This is a genomic window from Actinotalea subterranea (assembly GCF_008364845.1).
Classification (GTDB): Bacteria; Actinomycetota; Actinomycetes; order Actinomycetales; family Cellulomonadaceae; genus Actinotalea; species Actinotalea subterranea.
Window position 1 is genome coordinate 108,622 of the sequence record NZ_VTTP01000005.1, and the last position, 19,911, is coordinate 128,532.

Sequence of the window (19,911 nt, forward strand, 5' to 3'; positions counted from 1 at the left end):
GCCGGTCCCGGGATCCGCCGACTGCGAGGCGCCTCCCGCGGTGCCGGGCGCCGTCGCCAGCGGCCGCGTCCTCTCCCCACCGCACCGGGCGCCGTGGCCGGGGGCCGCGTCATCTCCTTGCCGCACCGCGCGCCGCTGTCAGGGACCGCGTCATCTGCTTGCCGCTCCTTGCCGCACCGCGCGCCGCCGTCAGGGACCGCGTCCCGTCCGCCGGGTCCCAGGATCCGCGCCGGACCCCCTCCCGCCGCGCCGGGCGCCGTCAGGGTGTGCGGCGGCGCAGGGTCGTGGCGCCGAGGACGAGCGCGCCGACGATGAAGAGGACGACGACGCCGATCGCACCGCGGACCTCCGCGAACCCGGCGCCGGCGGCCAGGTCCTGCAGCGCCTCCATCCCGTACGTCAGCGGGAGGACGCGCGAGACGGCCTCGAGGGCGGCCGGCATGGCGTCGCGGGGCATGAGCAGCCCGCACGTGATCAGCTGGGGGAAGATGATGACGGGCATCAGCTGGACCGCCTGGAACTCGGTGCGTGCGACGGCGGACGCGGCGAGCCCCAGGGCCGTGCCCAGCACGGCGTCCAGCACCGCGACGAGCAGGACCACCCACAGCTCGCCGGCGACGTCCATGCCGCACACCCACACGGTGAAGGCCGCGAGCACGCACGCCTGGAGCACGGCGATGGCCCCGAAGGCGAGGGCGTAGCCCACGACGACGTCGGCCTTGCCGACCGGTGTGGTCATGAGCCGCTCGAGCGTGCCTGACTGGCGCTCGCGCAACGTGGCGACGCTCGTCACCAGGAACATCACGATGAGCGGGAACAGGCCGACGAGGAGCGGGCCGAACTGGTCGAGCACCGGCGTCCCGTCGAACATCCACGCGACGAGCCCCACGAGCACGCACGGGAGGGCGATGAGGATGCCGATCGTCCGCGGGTCGTTGCGGATCTGCCGCAGGACGCGACCTGCGGTGGCGAGGGTCGAGGTGGGGTTCATCGTCCGGTCTCCTCGTCGTGGGGGTCGTCGCCCACCGGGGGGTGCTCGTCCTCGACGAGGGCGAGGAATGCGGCCTCGATGTCGGCGGTGCCGGTGCGGGCGAGCAGCTCGGCCAGCGTGCCGTCGGCGAGGAGGTGCCCGTCGCGCATCAGGAGCAGGCGGTCGCACCGCAGGGCCTCGTCCATGACGTGGCTGCTGACCAGGAGAGAGGTGCCGCGGTCGGCGAGCCGGCGGAAGAGCGCCCACAGGTCGCGGCGGAGCACGGGGTCGAGCCCGACCGTCGGTTCGTCGAGGACGAGCAGCTCCGGGGATGCGAGCAGCGCGAGGGCGAGCGAGACGCGTGACCGTTCGCCGCCGGACAGGACGCCCACGCGTCGGTCCGCGAGCGGGGTCAGGTCGACGTCGGCGAGGCTGCGCACGACGTCGTCCTCGCTCGCGCCGAGGAGGCGGGCGAAGTAGCGGAGGTTCTCGACGACGGAGATGTCGGCGTACACGCTCGGCGCCTGGGTGACGTACCCGACGCGACGACGAAGGCTCGGGTGGCCGGCCGGTCGCCCGAGGACCTCGACGAGGCCGGTCACGTTGTCCTGGACCCCGACGACGGCGCGCATGAGCGTCGTCTTGCCGCTGCCGCTCGGCCCCAGGAGCCCGACGACCTCACCGGAGGGGACGACGACGTCGAGGCCACGGATCACCTCGACGCGTCGCCTGCCGGACCCGCGCACGACGCCGAGGCCCGAGATCCGCACCGCGGTGCCGCTGGTTTTCCTCATGTGAGGAATACTGCACCTGGCGAACGCGGGGCACAAGGACGAAGGGCCCGGAGAGTCGAAGGTCCGGCGGTCCGGTCGATCCGCAACCCGGCGGTCCAGCCGATCCGCGGGCCGGCGCGGTCCGGTCCGGTCGATCGCGGCCCGGCAACTCGGCGGCCCGGTCGATCCGCAGCCCGCGTGAGTCGGCACCCAGCGGCTGGGGTACCCAGGAGCCCCGACGTCGCAGCGAGCCAGCAGCGTGGCAGCTCAGCCGCTGGGCGCAATTCGGACCGGCAGCTCAGCAGCTCGGCGACGCCGTGCGACGCCCTCGGTGCCAGTGCTCAGTTCGTCGGGGTCGACGGGTCGTCGAAGTAGGTCTGTACGGCGCGCCCGACCGTCTCGATGACCTGGGAGGCGGGGGCCGATGCGAGTGGTTCGAACTGCAGCACGTGCCGCGCGACGAGGAGACCGGCAACCTGAGACGCCGCGAGGTTGACGCGCAACGGGACGTCTGGGCCCGTCATGATGTGGGCGACGTGGGACAGGACCTCTCGGCTGAGGAACTCGCGGATCGTCTGCCCCTGGTTGGTCGAGGCCGCTGCGGCGAAGATCATGCGGAATCGCTCTCGTCCGCCGGGGGCGTCCCAGATCTCGAGGACGGCAGCGACGAGCCGAGCTCCCAGCCCCTCGACCCCGCCGGTGACGATGCGGGCCGCGATGTCCGCAGGGTTGAGGCCGAGGTCGGCGATCGTCGCCGAGAACAGCTGAGCCTTGCCGTCCGGGAAGTAGTAGCGGACGAGAGCCGGGTCGACGGCCGCCCGTCGGGCGACCGCCCGGATGCTCGCAGCGTCGTAGCCACGCTCGCCGAACTCGGCTCGCGCCGCGCCGAGGATCTCGCCCCGAGCACCTTCGCCCCCCGCTCGTCGCCCGCGGCGCTGCTGGTCCGCCATGCCCGCAAGCGTAGGTGGGGTCGCCTGCCGCACGGGCCAGCGGCTGTGCGGCACTGCGGCGCGGGCGCGAGGCGCAGGCCCGCACTCGGCGCTGCGGGGGCTCCGCGCCGCGGGGGCTCCCACCGCACGGCGACGCGCTGCGGGGGCTCCGCGCCGCACGGTGACGCTCTGCCGGGGCTCGGCGCTGCGGGGGCTCCGGGCCGCGCGGTGACGCGATGCGGATACGTCTTCGCGCCGCACGGCGACGCGCTGCGGGCGCGACCGAGGCGTCGTGCGGTCACGAGCGCTAGAAGGGTGGCCGGTCATCGCGCGGCCTCCTCCCGTCCCTTCTGCGCGGCCCCGCCTCTCCCCCGCGCTCCCGCCCCGCCTGAGATGGTCGAGCGCCGAGCGGGGCGTCAGCCGGGCGGGCCCGAAGACGAGTGCGCCGGTACGGGGGGTCTACCTCGAGCGTGGTGATCGGCTCCCTCGTGTACTGCGTTCCGTTGGGAGCGGTCCAGGTGAGCACGCCTGTCGCCGGATCGAGGTTCGAGCCCCACCGCGAGAACGTCTTGAGCCGGTGGTGGTGTCGGCACAGCGGCTGGAGGTTGTCGGCCCGCGTCTGACGGCGCGCTGCGGCCGGGCGGGGAGCGTCACGCCTCCCGACCCCAGCAGCGACACCGGCCTGCGCGCGTCCGCCCCGCCCCGGTTCAGCGGGGTGACCGGGTGGCGCCCGGTACGGGTCGATGTGGTCGACGTCGCACAGGGGGGCAGGCACCCGGCAGCCGGGGAACGTGCACGTCGGGTCGCGGTCGAGGATCGCCTCGACGAGAGCCGCGCTGGGGCGGTAGCCCGCCGATGCAGCCACCGGACGCCCGCCCTGAGCAAGGTCGGTGAGGACGCCCTGCCACGTCGCGTCGGTCGCGACGAGGCGTGCGACGTCGGGCGGGATGGGCCCATAGCCGGCGAGCTCGGCGGGACGCGCGCTCAGACCGAGGAGCGTCTCGGCACTCATCGTGATCCGCACGTGCGGCCGTCGTCGCTGCTGCTCCGGCAGGGGTTCGCCGTGCGGTGCGACGCCCGAGTCGAGCACGCTGCGCATGACATCCACCAGCGCGTCCGCCCGCCTCGCGTCCATGGGTCTCGCATCGTCCGGGGCTGAGGTCGCGGCGATCGCGTCGACGGCAGTGAGCACCGTCGTCGCATCCACGGCGGGGAGGTACGCGGTGAGCCAGGCCATCGAGTCGGGCGCAGGCGTCAGGCTGACGCATCTGCGCGCCGCGGCACGCTCGGAGCGCCGCGCCGCCGCGTCGGGATCGAGGACGAGCTCGGCCCGCCGCGCCGCCAGCCGCAGCTGCGGGGCCGTCCGCGCCGCGGCGTCGGGCAGCAGGGCCGCTCGGATCGCGACCTGCTGAGTGCGTGGCAGGTGTGACAGGTCCTCCGTGAGCACGCGCGCCTTCCGGACGTCCACGCGGCCCGCGGCGAGAGCGTCGTGGACCTCCGGGGCCTCATCCAGGGCGACCGCCAGGGCTACCGTGTTCGCCGCGGACCGCCGGCTCGTGGCGAGGCGAGCGGCGAGCTCGTCGGCCACGAACTCGTCTCCGGCGCCCCCCGCAGCGCGCCGCACGAGCTCCGCCACGCCTGTCGCCTGTGCGGCCGCGACCCACGACGCGATCCGCTCCCACGCCGCGACGACCTCCACGAGAGCCACGTCGTCGATCGCAGCCAGGTCGAGCGAGCTCAGACCCGCAGCGAGCGCGCCGCTCGGCACCGCCGCCTCGAGGGAAGCCGCCAGCGGGTGACGCTCGACCCAGCCCTGGACCCGCGCGAGCGTGCCCGTGGGCACCGCGTCGGCGGCGTGGTGCGCGGCCGACGACCGACCGGCGAAGGCCGGTTCGGCAGGCGTCGAGGAGGACATACCGGCACATTACGGGCGGCCACTGACATCCCCGCTCGACGGTGAGTCCATCCGCGAGGACCGTCCGCTCGCTCGGCGCCGACCGCCAACCGACCGCCCTTCGGCTCCCGCGAGAGGCAGCTTGGCGCCTGCCTCTCGCTTCGACTCCCAGCGGGACTCCCCAAGAACATCCGCGCGCGCGAGGCCTCGCGATCGAGGCGTTCACCGACTCCCCCGAGCCGGCGAGCATGTCCGCGCGCGCGAGGCCTCACGCCCGTCGGCCGGTGGCGACCCCTGATGGCCCCACGCGTCTCCGCGCGCGAGGCCTCGCGTGTCAGACCCACCAGCTACGTTTCCCGGCGTGGCATCCACCTCAGCGCGCACCGCGAAGACCCAACGCCCCGGCTACGCGTGCACCGAGTGCGGCTGGACCGCCGCCAAGTGGGCCGGTCGCTGCGGCGAGTGCCAGGCGTGGGGAACAGTCGTCGAGGACGCACCCACGTCCTCGGGGCCCCGCACGGTCGCGACGACGGCGGCGCGTGCGCCCGCCCGCCCCATCGGCGAGATCGACGTCGAGGCTGCGCGAGCACGGCCGACCGGCGTCGGAGAGCTGGATCGCGTGCTCGGCGGCGGGCTCGTGCCGGGCGCGGTGGTCCTCATGGCCGGCGAGCCGGGCGTGGGCAAGTCGACCCTCCTGCTCGACGTCGCCGCGCGGGTCGCCAGGGCCGACGGGCAGAGAGTCCTCTACATCACGGGAGAGGAGTCCGCGGGACAGGTGAGGCTGCGCGCCGAGCGGATCCACGCGCTCGCGCCCGACCTGCTCCTCGCCGCCGAGACGGACCTGGGGACCGTGCTCGGGCACATCGAGGCGAGCAGACCCACGATGATCGTCGTCGACTCCGTCCAGACCATCGGCTCCGCCCAGGTCGACGGGGCCCCGGGCGGCGTCAGCCAGGTTCGTGAGGTCGCCGCGGCGCTCATCGCGGTCGCCAAGGAACGTGACATCCCAGCGGTCCTCGTCGGCCACGTCACCAAGGACGGCAGCGTCGCGGGACCGCGCACTCTCGAGCACCTCGTCGACGTGGTGTGCCAGTTCGAGGGAGACCGGCACTCGCGGCTGCGGATGGTCCGGGCGACGAAGAACCGGTACGGCCCGACGGACGAGGTCGGGTGCTTCGACCTCTCGGAGCACGGCATCGTCGGGCTCGCGGACCCGAGCGGGCTCTTCCTCTCACATGCCGTGCACCACGTCGCCGGGACGTGCGTCACGGTCACGCTCGAGGGCCGACGCCCGCTCGCCACCGAGGTCCAGGCGCTCGTCGTGCCATCGATGCTGAGCAACCCCCGGCGCACCACGAGCGGCGTCGACTCGAGCCGGCTCGCGATGATCCTCGCCGTGCTCCAGCGGCGAGCCGGTGTGCCGCTCGCCGACAAGGACGTCTACGTGTCGACCATCGGGGGCGCCCGTGTGGCGGAGCCTGCATCCGACCTCGCCGTTGCGCTCGCCACGGCGAGCGGCATGGAGAACGTCGCGCTCGCGGACGGACTCGTGGCGGTCGGTGAGGTCGGCCTCGCCGGGGAGATCCGGCCCGTCGTGGGTCTCACCCGACGCCTCGCGGAAGCACGACGGCTCGGGTTCCGGCGCGCCGTGGTCCCGGTGGGAGGCGTCGAGCCCGGTCAAGCCCTCGACGGACTGGAGCTCCTCGAGGCGAGCCATCTCGGCCATGCACTCGAGCTCTCCCGCGGCTCGCGCCTCCGGTCGGCGTAGCCGCCGCTCGCGTACGATTCGCACGTGGTCACCACCGAGCGCTCCGCCGAGGACATGCTGCGCTCCACCCTCGCTGCCGTCGCCCCTGGCACCGAGCTGCGCGACGGCCTCGAACGCATCCTCCGGGGGCGCACCGGCGCGCTCATCGTGCTGGGGCACGACAAGGTCGTCGAGTCGATGTGCTCGGGCGGCTTCGCCCTCGACGTCGAGTTCTCCGCCACCCGCCTGCGCGAGCTCGCGAAGATGGATGGCGCGATCGTCGTCGACCGCGACTCGGCTCGCATCCTGCGCGCCGCCGTCCAGCTGTTGCCGGACTCGACCATCGAGACGACCGAGTCGGGCACCCGGCACCGAACGGCGGAGCGGGTCGCGAAGCAGTCCGGCTTCCCGGTCGTGTCGGTGAGCCAGTCGATGCGGATCATCGCGCTGTACGTGGGCGGTTCGCGGTACGTGCTCGAAGGCTCCGACGTGATCCAGTCGCGGGCCAACCAGGCGCTCGCCACCCTCGAGCGCTACAAGTCGCGTCTCGACGAGGTGAGCGGCACGCTCTCGGCGCTCGAGATCGAGGACCTGGTCACCGTGCGGGACGTCGCCGCCGTCGTGCAACGCCTCGAGATGGTCCGGCGCATCTCCGAGGAGATCGCGGGCTACGTCGTGGAGCTCGGCACCGACGGTCGGCTCATGGCCCTGCAGCTCGACGAGCTCGTCGGCGGCATCGGCTCCGACCGCCAGCTCGTGATCCGCGACTACATCGAGGCCAGCCGGTCCGCGAAGCACCTCGCTGAGGTGCAGACCTCCCTCGCCAACCTCGACGCGAACGAGCTGCTCGACCTCGCGCACATCGCGCGGATCCTCGGCCTCGCATCGGCCGACGACTCCCTCGACGGCGCCGTCGGCCCCCGCGGCTACCGGCTCCTGTCCAAGGTCCCCCGGCTGCCCGGCACGATCGTCGACCGCCTCGTCGGCCACTTCGGCGGCCTCCAGAAGCTGCTCGCCGCAGGCATCGACGAGCTCATGGCCGTCGACGGCGTCGGCGAGCAGCGCGCCCGCGCCGTGCGCGAGGGCCTCTCACGTCTCGCCGAGTCGAGCATCCTCGAGCGCTACGTCTGACGTACGGGACCGAGCGCGACGGCGGGGGCACTGGCCTCGCGTCAGCCCGCCAGCCACTGCCTCACTCAGCATCGCCACCGCGGCGCCACGATCAGCCAACCCGACCTGTCCGGGAGAGCGAGCCAGGGCCCCTTGTCCACAGGAAAGAACACGCCTCGCCCCGACGACGACCAAGTCGTTGCTAGGGTCCACAGCATGAAGCAGGGGGCGATTTGGCAGGTTCTGTCACGTTCGGTGAGTCCGGACGGATCCTCCAGGGCGCGTGGCTCTGGGCGGTCTCGCCCTGTCATGGTCGGCGACCTCCGCGCGAGGACTGGCGCGATGGGGCTACGTCCGTGGTGCGCAAGACGCCAACCCGAATCCGGCGCGAGGCTGGTCGTCACCCTGATCATGGCGACAGTCCTAACGGCGACTGCCTGCACCTCGCGACAGCTACCTCCTGAGCCGACGCCCCCGGCGACCAGCCCAACACCTACCCAACCGACGCCGATCGAAACGACCGCTGAAGAGCCGGCCGCTCTGCCCGAGACTCCCGTCGAGATGCAGCGGGATGACGACATCGGCGCAGCGGCCGCCGCTGGCTACTTCCTTGACCTCTTTCCCTACGTCATGGGTACCGGGGACACCGCACGCTGGGACGAGATCAGTGCTCAGGACTGCGGGTTCTGCTCGAGTGTCCGTGACGATGTCCAAGCCGTCTTCGCGAGCGGCGGCAGGTTCACGGGTGGTGCGCTCACTCACGAGCCGGGAAATGTCCTGGGCCGAAACGACATGCTCGGTGGCTACACCGTGGAGATCTCGTACACGGTCGAGGAGGGGACAGAGCTCGACGCGGCAGGCACAGTGATCGACGCTCTTCCTGAGGAGAAGGCGACCGTCTACGTCGACACCGTCTACTCCTCAAACGGCTGGACGCTCGTCGAGGTCAGCCTCGAACGAGGTGCCGCGGTGTATGTCCCGTGATAGCAGTCGCGGTGATGACGGGCGCAGTTCTGAGCGTTTCGGCGTGGAGCTCCACGGCTGCGACCGATCGAGACGGGTGGATCCGACCCCGGGTCGACGACGCCAGCATCACGATCTCAGCGCACCAAGAGGGCTCGGAGATTGGGGCCGCACCGGCCGGGCAAGGTGGTGTCCAGTATCAGCACGCCCGACTACCCCACGTCCGCTGCGGCTCCCTCGACTCGATGCCGCGCTTCACGTCCTGCATCGACGGGATCGACTCGATCCCCGTGGTGCGCACGTGCGCGGACGGCACGACGGCGCTCGACCCCCTGTTCCGCCGCGAGGTCGACCCCGCCACAGGCATGGGCCTGAGCCCGTGGGAGCAGGTCGACAACGGCGGCTGCCCCGAAGACCCCGACACCACCGTCGTCTTCACGGTCGAAGACTTCCGCCGGCTCCCGCTGACACCCTCGCAGCCCGCGGTGCAGCCCGCCGACGGCCGCAACCTCGTCAACGTCGACCTCATCGCCCACACCGACCCCACCCCGCAGACCCTGACCACCGAGGTCCTCGGGACCCCCGTCACCGTGCGCGCCACCCCCAGCACCTACACCTGGGACTTCGGCGACGGCACACCACCGCTGACCACCACCGACCCCGGCCGACCCTGGCCCCACCAGAGCGTCACCCACCCCTACACCAGCGCCGGCACCTACACCCTCACGCTCACCACCGCCTGGAGCGGCGAGTACCAGATCGCAGGCACCGGCCCCTGGCTGCCCATCCCAGGCACCGCAACCACAACCTCACCCGCCCTCACCACCACCGCCGAAGAAGCGACCACCCACCTCGTCGCAGAACCCACCACCTGACCCCGCGATATCCAGATGTGGACGGGGCGATCGATGGCTACCGTGCAGCGATGGGCATCCTCATCAGCCAGCTGTCCGTCGACGCCGCAGAGCCGCGCCGCCTCGCCGCGTGGTGGGCCGACGTCCTCGGCTGGCGCCTCGACCCCGAGGCCGACGACGACGAGGCCTGGATCGGCCCCCCTTCCGGAGCCTCCGGCGACGCCGGCACGGACGACCTCCACGGCATCCTCTTCGTCGCCGTGCCCGAGACCAAGACGATCAAGAACCGGCTGCACCTCGACGTCCGGCCCACCGACGGGTCGTCCCAGGCGACCGAGCTCGCGCGCCTCCTCGGGCTCGGTGCCACACCCGTCGACATCGGCCAGGGCGACGTCCCGTGGCGCGTCCTCGCCGACCCTGAGGGCAACGAGTTCTGCCTCCTGCGCAGCACACCGTCAGAGCTCACCGCGAAGAGCTGACGCACGGCCCCTGAGAGCGCCACCACCCGCCGTTCCCCGCTCAGCAACCGCCGCCCAGCAACCGCCCAGCCCCGGCCGCCCAACACCCGCCACCCAGCCCCGGCCGCCCAGGCACCCGCGGCCGAGCGATCACTCACCCAGGTCGAACACCACGGGCTCGCTGGTCGCGCCGAGCATCGTGACGACCGCGCTGTACGTGCCGGGCCGCGGCTCGGGCAGGCCCTGCGTGCAACCCTCGGCGGAACGGCCCCGCCCCCAGGGGACGAACGCGTCGCTGCGCGCACCCGGCTCGAGCAGGAGCAGCTGCTCGGGCGCCTCGGCCAGGCAGTCGCGCGAGCTCCAGATCCGGTCGGTGCCCGACGTGATGAGGACCTCACGCTGCGCCTCGCCCATGTCGACGGTGCAACTCGCGGCGCCCGTGTTCGTCACGGCGAACGCGAACACCGGCTGCACGCCGGCTGCGTAGCTCCGCGCGTCGGCGGTGAGCGTGAGCGTCAGGTCCGTGCCGGCGCAGACCGTGGGCCCGGTGGCGCCCTCCTCGGGCGCCGCGGCGGCATCGTCGTCGGGCACGGTCGCGCCCTCCTCGACGGTTCCCTCGCCCGGCCCGTCCTGCCCGGCGTCGGCGTCACCACCGCCCCGCAGCGCGGAGAACGCGAACCAGGCCACGAGGAGCACGACGACGAGCGCCGCCAGGACGACCGCGCGACGCACCCAGTAGACGCGGTCCGGCTGGGGACCGACGGGACGCAGGACCGTGCTCATCAGCTGCCCTCCTCGAGGTCAAGGTAGGTCCTGACGGCACATTCCGGGCGGAGCCGCGCCGTGCGTCGCGAGGCACCTCGATCAGGCATGATCTGCGGGTGCAGCATCCGCTCGTCGCACCGGTCGTCACGTGGTTCGACGCGCACGCCCGCGACCTCCCGTGGCGTGCCCCCGACCGGACGCCCTGGGGTGTCCTCGTGAGCGAGGTCATGCTCCAGCAGACGCCCGTGCAGCGGGTCGAGCCCGCGTGGCGCGCCTGGATGGAGCGCTGGCCCACGCCCGCCGACCTCGCGGCCGCGACGCCCGCCGACGTGCTCCGAGCGTGGGACCGCCTCGGCTACCCCCGCCGGGCGCTGCGCCTCCAGGAGTGCGCACGGGCCGTCGTCGCGCTGCACGACGGCGACCTGCCCACCGACACCGTGCAGCTCCTCGCCCTCCCCGGTGTGGGCACGTACACCGCCGCCGCCGTGACGGCCTTCGCGCACGGCCGCCGCGCCGTCGTGCTCGACACGAACGTGCGCCGCGTGCTGGCCCGCACCCTCGACGGCCAGGCCCTCCCGCCACCTCACCTGGGCGCCGCCGAGCTCCGCCGCGCCGACGACGTCGTGCCGCCCGACGACGCCACCGCGACGCGGTGGAACGCTGCGGTCATGGAGCTCGGCGCACTCGTCTGCACCGCGCGCGCCCCACGATGCACGGACTGTCCCGTCGCCGGGCTCTGCGGCTGGCGCGCCGCGGGCCACCCCGCCGACGCGCATGCCGACCGACGCCGACGCCAGGCGTGGGCCGGGACCGACCGGCAGGCGCGCGGACGAGTCATGGCCGTGCTGCGCGCCACCGACGCACCGACCACCGAGACGGACCTCGCCCAGCACTGGCCCGACGACGCGCAACGCGCCCGGGCGCTCGCCTCGCTCGTCGCCGACGGGCTCGCCGAGGCCCACGAGCCCGTCCCCGGCGGGCCCCGCACCTACCGGCTGCCCCGATGACACCGACCGACCCGCGGCTGGCCCGATGACACCGACCGACCCGCGGCTGCCCCGATGACGCCACCCGACTCAGGCCCGGCCCGATGACCGTCGAGATCCCGCCGACATTCCTCGCGCACGCCGCCCGCGGGGCCGCGTGGCAGGAGTGGCTGGACGCCCTCCCCCGCCTGCTCCGCGACGTCCTGACCGGGTGGGAGCTCACCCCGGACGGGCAGGCCCGCCACGGCGAGTGCGCGATCGCCGTCCCGGTGCGCACACCTGAGGACCGGCCCGCGGTGCTCAAGCTCACCTGGCCGCACTGGGAGGCGCGCACGGAGCACGTCGCGCTGCAACGGTGGCACGGCGACGGCGCCGTCGAGCTGCTGCGCGCCGACCCCCACCACCTCGCGCTGCTCCTCGAGCGCGCCCACCCGACCGACCTCACGGCGCTCGACGACGTCGAGGCGTGCGCGGTCGTCGCCGGCCTGTACCCGCGGCTCCACGTCCCCGCACCGCCCCAGCTGACGACCCTCTCGTCGTGCGTGGCACGGTGGACCGACGAGCTCGCCGCCCTGCCCCGCAGCGCACCCGTACCGAGACGCTACGTCGAGCAGGCCGTCAGCCTCGGCCGTGCGCTCGCCGCCGACCCCGCCACCGACGGCACCCTGGTCCACACCGACCTGCACTACACGAACGTCCTGGCGGCGGACCGCGAACCCTGGCTCGCGATCGACCCCAAGCCGTTGTCCGGCGACCCGCACTACGAGGTCGCACCACTCCTGTGGAACCGGTGGGACGACGCCGCCGCGTCGGGCGACCCGCGCTGGGCTGTCCGCGCACGGCTCGACACGGTCGTGGGGACGGCTGGCCTCGACGCCGACCGGGCCCGGGACTGGGTCGTCGTGCGCTGCATGTGCTTCGCGCTGTGGACGCTCGCCGACGCCGAGCACAGGCCCGGCGGGCTCACCTCGGACGACCGCCGCGCCCTGACCGTCGCGGTCGCCGTCGTCAAGGCCGTGCAGGACTGACGGACGGCCCCCCGCGACGCGAGCCGGCTACAGCTCGAGGAGCATGCGCGTGTTGCCGAGGGTGTTCGGCTTGACCCGCGCGAGGTCGAGGAACTCCGCGACCCCGTCGTCGTGCGAACGGAGCATCTCCGCGTAGACGTCGGCGTCGACGGGGGTCCCGGCGATCGGGTGGAAGCCGTGCGCCTCGAAGAACGCGACCTCGAACGTCAGGCAGAACAGGCGGCCCAGCCCGAGGGCGCGGGCACGCTCGACCAGCACGTCGAGCAGCGCGTGCCCGACGCCGCGGCCGCGCCACGCGGGATGCACGGCGAGCGTGCGGACCTCGGCCAGGTCGGACCACAGGACGTGCAGCGCACCGCAGCCGATGACGGCCGTCGTCTCGTCCTGCGCGACCACGAACTCCTGGACGGCCTCGTAGTACCCGACGAGCTCCTTGGGCAGCAGGATCCGCTCGTCCGCGTAGGGCGTGACGAGGTCCCGGATCTCGCGGACGTCGCGCGGGAGGGCGGCGCGCACCGAGAACGGCTGCACAGGTGCGGACGCAGTCGCGGACGCAGGCGCAGGCGCGCCCGCCGGGTTCGTCCGGCCGCTCAGGCCGCTCGCTGGGCTCACAGTCGCTCACGCTAGAACACGCGCCGACGTCCGCGCCCGCCCGCCCACGTTCCGACGGGCACGGCGCCGCCAGGTGTCAGGGCGTCCGGGCGGGGGGCACCGCGGCGCGGGTCGGGCGCCAGGGCGTCGTCGGACGTCAGTACGCCGGGTGTCAGGCGCGCGGCGCGACGAGGGCCTCGGCCGTGAGCTCGTCGATCACGAGGTCGGTGACGACGCCAGCCGCGAGCGCGGCGCGCAGGGGGGCGACCTTGTTGTCCCCGGCGACTGCGCAGACGCGCCGCGGGATGCGTTGGAGCTCGGCGGGTGTGGGCCCGGTCGCGCGCGCGTTGAGCGCCACGTCGCGGTAGCTCCCGTCGGCGCGCAGGAACACGGTGCACACGTCGCCGACGACCCCCTCGTCGTGCAGGAGGGTGATGTCCTCGGCGTCGAGGTAGCCGGCGGCGTACACGTGGCTCGGCAGCCCGCCGCCCACGGCGCCCACCCCGAAGAGCGCGATGTCTGCACGTCCTTGCACGTCGAGCACCCGGCGGACCGACCGTTCGCGCCACATCGCGGCCTTGGTCTCGGGGTAGTCGAAGAACGCCGGGACGGGGAAGTGGTGCACGGTCGCGTCGAACGCCGCGCCGAAGCCGGAGATGAGGTCGCTCGCGTACTCGATGCCGCTCGTGCGCGTGTTCGCGGCGCCGTTGAGCTGCACGACGGCGCTCCCCCGCGTCGTCTTGGGGCTGAGGTGCCGACCGACGGCCGCGAGCGTCGTCCCCCACGCGATGCCGAGGACCATGTCGGAGTCGAACCACGTGCCCACGAGCTTCGCAGTGGTGAGCGCGACCTGCTCGAGCCGGTCGACCTCGGTCGCCGAGTCGGCGACGGGCGCCACGTACGCCTCGACGCCGTACCGTCGGGCGATCGTGTGCCGCAGGCCGGGTGCGCGCGTGCGCGCGGGGCGGAGCGTGATCTCGACGATGCCCGTCTCGCGAGCCCGCTTGATGAGCCGTGACACGGTGGACCGGGACGTACCCAGGTGCCGCGCGATGACTTCCATCTTGAGGTCCTGCAGGTAGTACATGGAGGCCGCGCGCAGCACGTCCTCGCGCTCGGTGTCCGCCATCGCGGCGTCCCCTTCCTGCGTGCAGCCGCCACGCCCGCGTCTCACGCGGGGCCGGGCCGCCGAACCCGTGCGTGCACGTTCGTGCACTGAGGTTGCGCGTTCGTTCGCGCCTGGTCAGCATAGGGCTGTCGCGCGACCGACACCCTGCTCTCCCGGGACGCCCCGTCCCCTCGGGGCGCCCGTGCTCCCGCGACACGGCGTACCGCCGATGCGAGGAGGCAGGCGTGAGGACAGCGGCACTGACACCCGAGGCACGTCAGAAGGCGCTCGACGCGCTCGAGCAGTCCGGCGAGGGCAACGAGCTCGACGTGCTCGTCGTCGGCGGCGGCGTCACCGGGGCGGGGATCGCGCTCGACGCCGTGACCCGCGGCCTGCGCGTGGGCATCGTCGAGGCCCAGGACTGGGGCAGCGGCACGTCGAGCCGGTCGAGCAAGCTCGTGCACGGCGGGCTGCGCTACCTCCAGATGCTCGACTTCCACCTCGTCCACGAGGCGCTCACCGAGCGCGACCTGCTGCTCAAGCGCATCGCGCCGCACCTCGTCCGGCCCGTGTCCTTCCTCTACCCCCTCGAGCACCACGTGTGGGAGCGCGCGTACGTCGGCGCCGGCGTCGCGCTCTACGACGTGCTCGCATCCGTCGTCCCCGGCAACCGCGCCATGCCGTGGCACCGCCACGTCACCCGCGCGGGCATGGACCGCCTCTTCCCCGACCTGCGGCACGACGCCGCCGTCGGCGCGGTGCGCTACTGGGACGCGAGCGTGGACGACGCCCGGCTCGTCGCGACCCTCGTCCGCACCGCCGTGAGCTACGGCACCCACGCCGCGAGCCGCACCCAGGTGGTCGAGCTGACCCGGCGCGGCACAGGCGTCGTCAACGGGGCCGTCGTCGAGGACCTCGAGACCGGCCGCCGGATCACCGTCCGCGCCGACCAGGTCATCAACGCGACAGGCGTGTGGACCGAGGAGACCGAGGCGCTCGCCGGCGACGAGGGCGGCCTGCGCGTGCTCGCGTCCAAGGGCATCCACATCGTGGTGCCGCGCGAGCGCATCCGCGGCGACGTCGGGCTGATCCTGCAGACCGAGAAGAGCGTCCTCTTCGTCATCCCCTGGTCCCGCTACTGGGTGATCGGCACCACCGACACCCCGTGGGAGCAGGAGCTCACGCACCCCATCGCGACGGCCGCGGACATCGACTACGTCCTCGAGCACGCCAACGCGGTGCTCGCGCAGCCCCTGACGCGCGACGACATCATCGGCACCTGGGCCGGCCTGCGCCCGCTGCTCCAGCCCGGCACCAAGGCGGGCACGTCGTCGGCCAAGGTGTCCCGCGAGCACACGGTCGCGTCCCCCGTCCCCGGCCTGACCGTCATCGCGGGCGGCAAGCTCACGACGTACCGCGTCATGGCGGTCGACGCCGTGGACTTCGCGCTCGGCGAGCGCGCCCGGGCCCTGCCGTCCATCACGGACCGCATCCCGCTGGCCGGCGCCGAGGGGCACGCGGTGCTCCAGCGCCAGGCGCGCCGCCTCTCCTCGACCTACGGCTGGTCGCGCGCCATGATCGACCACCTGCTGCACCGGTACGGCTCGCTGCTGACCGAGATCATCGAGCTCGTCGACGCCGACCCGAGCCTGGGACGCCCGCTCGAGCACGCCCCGGCGTACCTGCGGGCCGAGGTCGCCTACGCCGCGAGCCACGAGGGCGTCCTGCACCTCGAGGACGTGATGATCCACCGCACCCGCCTCGTCTACGAGCAGCGCGACCGCGGCCTCGGCGCCGTCGAGGAGATCGCGGACCTCGTCGGCGAGCGGCTCGGCTGGTCGGCCGACCAGCGCGCCGCCGAGATCGCGTCCTACACCGCGCGCTGCGAGGCCGAGGAGGCCGCCTCCCACGAGCCCGACGACGCCGCCGCGGAGGCCGCCCGGCTGGCCGTGCCGGACATCACACCGCTCGTGCCGCTCGGCAAGGGCACCGGCACGGGCGGCACCAAGCCCGGCTCCCCGACCGACTCCCCCGCCGCTGCCGGCCCCGCCGGCACCTGACCCGCCCGCCGGGCGTGCGCGACGCGTGCGCCCGGCAGGCACCGGCGCTCACCCGCGCCCCCTCGACGCTCCGGGCGACCCCCGCCCGGAGAGCACGTGACAACGGAGTCCCGCGAGAAACGAGGAAACACAATGGACGTCACCCTCACCGAGGTGTTCATCTCGGAGGTGATCGGGACAGGCATCCTGCTCCTCCTGGGTGCAGGCGTCGTCGCCAACGTCATCCTGCCGGGGACCAAGGGCTTCAACGGCGGCTGGATCGTCATCACCTTCGGGTGGGGCCTCGGCGTGTTCGCCGGTGTGTACGCCGCGTGGCAGTCCGGTGCCCACCTCAACCCGGCCGTGACCTTCGGCCTCCTGGCCAACGGCGCTGAGGAGTACGCACCAGGCGTGGCCGTGAACCTGTCCTCGACGATGGTCTACCTCGCCGGTGAGCTCGTCGGCGCCTTCCTCGGCGCGGTGCTCGCGTACCTCGCCTACAAGAAGCACTTCGACGAGGACGCCGACGCCGCGACCAAGCTGGGCGTCTTCGCCACCGGCCCCGCGATCCGCTCGTACGGCTGGAACTTCATGACCGAGCTCCTCGGCACGTTCGTCCTGGTCTACGTCATCATCCAGTTCGGCAACACCCCGAGCGAGCTCGGGCCCCTCGCGGTCGCGATGCTCGTCGTCGGCATCGGCCTGAGCCTCGGCGGCCCCACCGGCTACGCGATCAACCCCGCGCGTGACCTCGGCCCCCGCATCGCGCACGCCCTCCTGCCCATCAAGGGCAAGGGCTCGAGCGACTGGGGCTACTCCTGGGTCCCGGTCCTCGGCCCCATCGCCGGCGGTGTCCTCGCCGGCCTGCTCGCCGCGGCGATCGGCTGACCCGCACCCGTCCCCCGACCACGGGCCGTGGAGCACCGCCGCTCCCGCGCCGCACCATCCGTGCACGACACGACGTGAAGGAACCACGACATGGCTGACTACATCCTCGCCATCGACCAGGGGACCACGAGCTCCCGGGCGATCGTCTTCGACCACGCAGGGACCATCGTGGCCACGGGCCAGAAGGAGCACGAGCAGATCTTCCCGAAGCCGGGCTGGGTCGAGCACGACCCGAAGGAGATCTGGGTCAACGTCCGCGAGGTCGTCGGCCTCGCCCTGACCCGCGCGAACCTGACGCACCGTGACATCGCGGCCGTCGGCATCACCAACCAGCGCGAGACCGCCGTCGTGTGGGACCGCACCACGGGCGAGCCCGTCTACAACGCGATCGTGTGGCAGGACACCCGCACCCAGAAGATCTGCGACGACCTCGCGGCCCTGGGCGGGGGCGCCGAGCGCTACAAGGACCGCGTGGGCCTCCCGCTCGCGACCTACTTCTCGGGTCCCAAGATCAGGTGGGTCCTCGACAACGTCGAGGGCGCCCGCGAGAAGGCCGAGCGCGGCGACCTCGCGTTCGGCAACACGGACGCGTGGGTCCTGTGGAACATGACGGGCGGCGTCGAGGGCGGCGTGCACGTGACCGACGTGACGAACGCGTCCCGCACGATGCTCATGAACATCGACTCGCTCACCTGGAACGAGGAGATCGCCGGCGAGATGGGCATCCCGCTGTCGATGCTCCCCGAGATCCGCTCGTCGTCCGAGGTGTACGGCGAGGGCCGTCAGGGCGGCATGGTGCCCGGCGTGCCGATCGCCGGGATCCTCGGCGACCAGCAGGCGGCGACGTTCGGCCAGGCGTGCTTCGAGGTCGGGACCGCGAAGAACACGTACGGCACGGGCAACTTCATGCTGCTCAACACCGGCACGGAGCCGATCCACTCCAAGAACGGCCTGCTCACGACGGTCTGCTACAAGATCGGCGACCAGCCGCAGATCTACGCGCTCGAGGGGTCGATCGCCGTCACGGGCTCGCTCGTGCAGTGGCTGCGCGACAACCTCGGCCTGATCAAGGACGCGCCCGAGGTCGAGACGCTCGCCAAGACCGTCGAGGACAACGGCGGGGCGTACTTCGTGCCCGCGTTCTCGGGCCTTTTCGCGCCGTACTGGCGCGGCGACGCCCGCGGCGTGCTCGTCGGGCTGACGCGCTACGTCAACAAGGGTCACATCGCGCGGGCCGCCCTGGAGGCCACGGCCTTCCAGACCCGCGAGGTGCTCGACGCCATGAACGCCGACTCCGGGGTCGACCTCACCGAGCTCAAGGTCGACGGCGGCATGATCGCCAACGAGACGCTCATGCAGTTCCAGGCCGACATCCTCGGCGTCCCCGTCGTGCGGCCCAAGGTCGCGGAGACGACGGCGCTCGGGGCCGCGTACGCCGCGGGCATCGCCGTGGGCTTCTGGCAGGGCGAGCAGGACGTCATCGACAACTGGGCCGAGGACAAGCGCTGGGAGCCGTCGATGGACGACGCCGCGCGCGAGAAGACGTACCGCAACTGGAAGAAGGCCGTCACGAAGTCCTTCGACTGGGTGGACGCCGACGTCGACTGATCCGACGTTCGACGCACGACGCACGACGCACGACGGCGGCCGTCCCACGCAGGTGGGGCGGCCGCCGTCGTACGTGCGCGCAGCACCGGGTGCCAGACTGCTGGCATGACGACCATCGCGGTGACGGGTGCCTGGGGGAAGGCGGGGCGCGTCGTCGTGCGCGACCTGCTCGAGCACGGCTACGAGGTGACGGCCACCGACCTCGCCGGGCCCGCGGGCGGCGACGCGGGGCTCGGCACCGACCTCGTCCTCGCGGACCTCACCGACTACGGGCAGGCCGTCGAGGTGCTCGCGGGGGCCGACGCCGTCGTGCACCTCGGGAACATCCCCGCGCCCGGGCGCGCGACGCCGCCCGACACGATCAACCGCAACACGGCCGCGAACACCAACGTGTTCCTCGCCGCCCACCGCCTGGGCCTGAGCAAGGTCGTGTGGGCGTCGAGCGAGACCACGCTGGGCCTCCCGTTCGACGTCCCGCCCCGGTACGCACCCGTCGACGAGGCGCACTTCCCCGTGCCGACCAGCACGTACGCGCTGTCCAAGGTCCTCGGCGAGGAGACCGCGCGGCACGTCGCGCAGTGGTCGGGCATCCCGTTCGTCGGGCTGCGCATCTCGAACATCCACCGGCCCGAGGACTACGCCGCCGTCCCCGGCTACTGGGCGGACGCGCAGCTGCGCCGGTGGAACCTGTGGGGCTACGTGGACGTGCGCGACGTCGCCGCCGCGTGCCGGCTCGGCGTCGAGGCCACGACCACGGGCTCGCAGAACGTCATCGTCGCCGCCGCCGACACGATCATGAACCGGCCGTCGGTGGACCTCATGGCGGAGGTCTTCCCGGACGTGCCCCTGACGCGCGAGCTCGGCGAGTTCGAGACGCTCCTGGCGATCGACGCCGCGCACGAGCTGCTGGGCTACGAGCCCGCGCACTCGTGGCGCGACCACGTGGGCTGACGAGCGCGACCGTCCACGCCGAGGTCGCCCGCCGCTGCTGCTGAGGTCGGTCGTCCGCTGCCGCCGAGGTCGGTCCGCCGCGCCGAGGTCGGCCGTCCCCCGCTGCTGAGGTCGGCCCGCCGCGCCGAGGCCGGTCGTCCGCTGCTGCTGAGGTCGGTCCGCCGCGCCGAGGCCGGTCGTCCGCTGCTGCTGAGGTCGGTCCGCCGCGCCGAGGTCGGACCCTGGGAGGCCCGACCTCGGCAGGAGCGC

The 19,911-nt window shown here is 73.2% G+C and carries 18 protein-coding genes; 11 read left to right on the forward strand and 7 right to left on the reverse strand.

Annotation, left to right across the window (positions count from 1 at the left end; translation table 11 throughout):
* Positions 1 to 259: 259 nt before the first annotated feature.
* From FZ988_RS10705 to FZ988_RS10720, 4 genes are all read right to left on the reverse strand, one after another.
* Positions 260 to 991 carry an ABC transporter permease gene (locus FZ988_RS10705; protein WP_149204019.1) on the reverse strand — a complete coding sequence of 244 codons (732 nt, stop codon included), beginning with the start codon at positions 989 to 991 and terminating at the stop codon, positions 260 to 262.
* Complete coding sequence (locus FZ988_RS10710; RefSeq protein ID WP_149204020.1) at positions 988 to 1,764, reverse strand: ABC transporter ATP-binding protein; 777 nt, start codon at positions 1,762 to 1,764, stop codon at positions 988 to 990. The genes FZ988_RS10705 and FZ988_RS10710 overlap by 4 nt, the downstream gene beginning before the upstream one ends.
* Before the next feature lie 320 nt (positions 1,765 to 2,084).
* A complete protein-coding gene (locus FZ988_RS10715) occupies positions 2,085 to 2,693 on the reverse strand; it encodes a TetR/AcrR family transcriptional regulator (RefSeq protein ID WP_188079070.1) in 609 nt (202 codons plus the stop codon).
* Positions 2,694 to 2,979: 286 nt separating this feature from the next.
* Entirely contained in the window at positions 2,980 to 4,587 is a 1,608-nt protein-coding gene (locus FZ988_RS10720) for an HNH endonuclease signature motif containing protein (RefSeq protein WP_149204022.1), read from the reverse strand.
* A gap of 340 nt (positions 4,588 to 4,927) precedes the next feature.
* Here FZ988_RS10720 and radA point away from each other — a divergent pair, with 340 nt between their 5' ends.
* The 5 genes from radA (at position 4,928) to FZ988_RS10745 (ending at position 9,719) form a co-directional block, all read left to right on the forward strand.
* Positions 4,928 to 6,334: a DNA repair protein RadA gene (radA, locus tag FZ988_RS10725; RefSeq protein ID WP_149204023.1), complete on the forward strand. Its 1,407-nt coding sequence runs from the start codon at positions 4,928 to 4,930 to the stop codon at positions 6,332 to 6,334.
* 54 nt (positions 6,335 to 6,388) lie between these two features.
* Positions 6,389 to 7,444 carry a DNA integrity scanning diadenylate cyclase DisA gene (gene disA, locus FZ988_RS10730; protein WP_149204154.1) on the forward strand — a complete coding sequence of 352 codons (1,056 nt, stop codon included), beginning with the start codon at positions 6,389 to 6,391 and terminating at the stop codon, positions 7,442 to 7,444.
* A gap of 288 nt (positions 7,445 to 7,732) precedes the next feature.
* A complete protein-coding gene (locus FZ988_RS10735) occupies positions 7,733 to 8,407 on the forward strand; it encodes a DUF6318 family protein (protein ID WP_149204024.1) in 675 nt (224 codons plus the stop codon).
* Between the two features lie 224 nt (positions 8,408 to 8,631).
* Positions 8,632 to 9,261, forward strand: coding sequence for a PKD domain-containing protein (locus FZ988_RS10740; protein ID WP_188079071.1), 630 nt, complete (start codon positions 8,632 to 8,634; stop codon positions 9,259 to 9,261).
* Positions 9,262 to 9,311: 50 nt separating this feature from the next.
* A complete protein-coding gene (locus tag FZ988_RS10745; RefSeq protein WP_149204026.1) occupies positions 9,312 to 9,719 on the forward strand; it encodes a VOC family protein in 408 nt (135 codons plus the stop codon).
* A 129-nt stretch (positions 9,720 to 9,848) separates the two neighbouring features.
* Here the strand turns inward: FZ988_RS10745 and FZ988_RS10750 are convergent, their stop codons facing one another.
* On the reverse strand, positions 9,849 to 10,481 hold the full coding sequence (locus tag FZ988_RS10750) for a hypothetical protein (protein ID WP_149204027.1): 633 nt from the start codon (positions 10,479 to 10,481) through the stop codon (positions 9,849 to 9,851).
* A 92-nt stretch (positions 10,482 to 10,573) separates the two neighbouring features.
* Between FZ988_RS10750 and FZ988_RS10755 the strand changes: the two genes are divergently transcribed.
* Both FZ988_RS10755 and FZ988_RS10760 read left to right on the forward strand, forming a co-directional pair.
* Positions 10,574 to 11,470 (forward strand): HhH-GPD family protein, encoded by an 897-nt coding sequence (locus FZ988_RS10755; RefSeq protein WP_425457975.1) that lies wholly within the window; start codon positions 10,574 to 10,576, stop codon positions 11,468 to 11,470.
* A gap of 83 nt (positions 11,471 to 11,553) precedes the next feature.
* Positions 11,554 to 12,477, forward strand: a complete 924-nt coding sequence (locus tag FZ988_RS10760) for an aminoglycoside phosphotransferase family protein (protein WP_149204028.1) — start codon at positions 11,554 to 11,556, stop codon at positions 12,475 to 12,477.
* Between the two features lie 27 nt (positions 12,478 to 12,504).
* Here the strand turns inward: FZ988_RS10760 and FZ988_RS10765 are convergent, their stop codons facing one another.
* Together FZ988_RS10765 and FZ988_RS10770 are read right to left on the reverse strand one after the other, a co-directional pair.
* Positions 12,505 to 13,008: an amino-acid N-acetyltransferase gene (locus FZ988_RS10765; RefSeq protein ID WP_188079078.1), complete on the reverse strand. Its 504-nt coding sequence runs from the start codon at positions 13,006 to 13,008 to the stop codon at positions 12,505 to 12,507.
* Between the two features lie 232 nt (positions 13,009 to 13,240).
* Entirely contained in the window at positions 13,241 to 14,197 is a 957-nt protein-coding gene (locus FZ988_RS10770; RefSeq protein WP_149204030.1) for a sugar-binding transcriptional regulator, read from the reverse strand.
* A gap of 224 nt (positions 14,198 to 14,421) precedes the next feature.
* Here FZ988_RS10770 and FZ988_RS10775 point away from each other — a divergent pair, with 224 nt between their 5' ends.
* The 4 genes from FZ988_RS10775 to FZ988_RS10790 all read left to right on the forward strand — a co-directional run bounded on the left by FZ988_RS10775 (position 14,422) and on the right by FZ988_RS10790 (position 19,662).
* A complete protein-coding gene (locus tag FZ988_RS10775) occupies positions 14,422 to 16,236 on the forward strand; it encodes a glycerol-3-phosphate dehydrogenase/oxidase (RefSeq protein ID WP_149204031.1) in 1,815 nt (604 codons plus the stop codon).
* Positions 16,237 to 16,368: 132 nt separating this feature from the next.
* The gene (locus tag FZ988_RS10780; RefSeq protein ID WP_149204032.1) at positions 16,369 to 17,103 is read left to right on the forward strand and encodes an MIP/aquaporin family protein; all 735 of its coding nucleotides are present in this window, start codon (positions 16,369 to 16,371) and stop codon (positions 17,101 to 17,103) included.
* Positions 17,104 to 17,193: 90 nt separating this feature from the next.
* Positions 17,194 to 18,711, forward strand: a complete 1,518-nt coding sequence (gene glpK / locus FZ988_RS10785) for a glycerol kinase GlpK (protein WP_149204033.1) — start codon at positions 17,194 to 17,196, stop codon at positions 18,709 to 18,711.
* 105 nt (positions 18,712 to 18,816) lie between these two features.
* Positions 18,817 to 19,662, forward strand: coding sequence for an NAD-dependent epimerase/dehydratase family protein (locus FZ988_RS10790; RefSeq protein ID WP_149204034.1), 846 nt, complete (start codon positions 18,817 to 18,819; stop codon positions 19,660 to 19,662).
* The last annotated feature ends 249 nt before the right edge of the window (positions 19,663 to 19,911 follow it).

What these genes read in the sequence shown, in the direction of transcription:
- glpK (WP_149204033.1), top strand. Translation starts at nt 17,194, where the DNA reads ATGGCTGACTACATCCTCGCCATCGACCAGGGGACCACGAGCTCCCGG.
- FZ988_RS10745 (WP_149204026.1), top strand. Translation starts at nt 9,312, where the DNA reads ATGGGCATCCTCATCAGCCAGCTGTCCGTCGACGCCGCAGAGCCGCGC.
- FZ988_RS10770 (WP_149204030.1), bottom strand. Translation starts at nt 14,197, where the DNA reads ATGGCGGACACCGAGCGCGAGGACGTGCTGCGCGCGGCCTCCATGTAC.
- FZ988_RS10780 (WP_149204032.1), top strand. Translation starts at nt 16,369, where the DNA reads ATGGACGTCACCCTCACCGAGGTGTTCATCTCGGAGGTGATCGGGACA.
- FZ988_RS10720 (WP_149204022.1), bottom strand. Translation starts at nt 4,587, where the DNA reads ATGTCCTCCTCGACGCCTGCCGAACCGGCCTTCGCCGGTCGGTCGTCG.
- FZ988_RS10760 (WP_149204028.1), top strand. Translation starts at nt 11,554, where the DNA reads ATGACCGTCGAGATCCCGCCGACATTCCTCGCGCACGCCGCCCGCGGG.
- FZ988_RS10710 (WP_149204020.1), bottom strand. Translation starts at nt 1,764, where the DNA reads ATGAGGAAAACCAGCGGCACCGCGGTGCGGATCTCGGGCCTCGGCGTC.
- FZ988_RS10790 (WP_149204034.1), top strand. Translation starts at nt 18,817, where the DNA reads ATGACGACCATCGCGGTGACGGGTGCCTGGGGGAAGGCGGGGCGCGTC.
- FZ988_RS10715 (WP_188079070.1), bottom strand. Translation starts at nt 2,693, where the DNA reads ATGGCGGACCAGCAGCGCCGCGGGCGACGAGCGGGGGGCGAAGGTGCT.
- disA (WP_149204154.1), top strand. Translation starts at nt 6,389, where the DNA reads ATGCTGCGCTCCACCCTCGCTGCCGTCGCCCCTGGCACCGAGCTGCGC.
- FZ988_RS10740 (WP_188079071.1), top strand. Translation starts at nt 8,632, where the DNA reads ATGCCGCGCTTCACGTCCTGCATCGACGGGATCGACTCGATCCCCGTG.
- FZ988_RS10735 (WP_149204024.1), top strand. Translation starts at nt 7,733, where the DNA reads ATGGTCGGCGACCTCCGCGCGAGGACTGGCGCGATGGGGCTACGTCCG.
- FZ988_RS10750 (WP_149204027.1), bottom strand. Translation starts at nt 10,481, where the DNA reads ATGAGCACGGTCCTGCGTCCCGTCGGTCCCCAGCCGGACCGCGTCTAC.
- FZ988_RS10705 (WP_149204019.1), bottom strand. Translation starts at nt 991, where the DNA reads ATGAACCCCACCTCGACCCTCGCCACCGCAGGTCGCGTCCTGCGGCAG.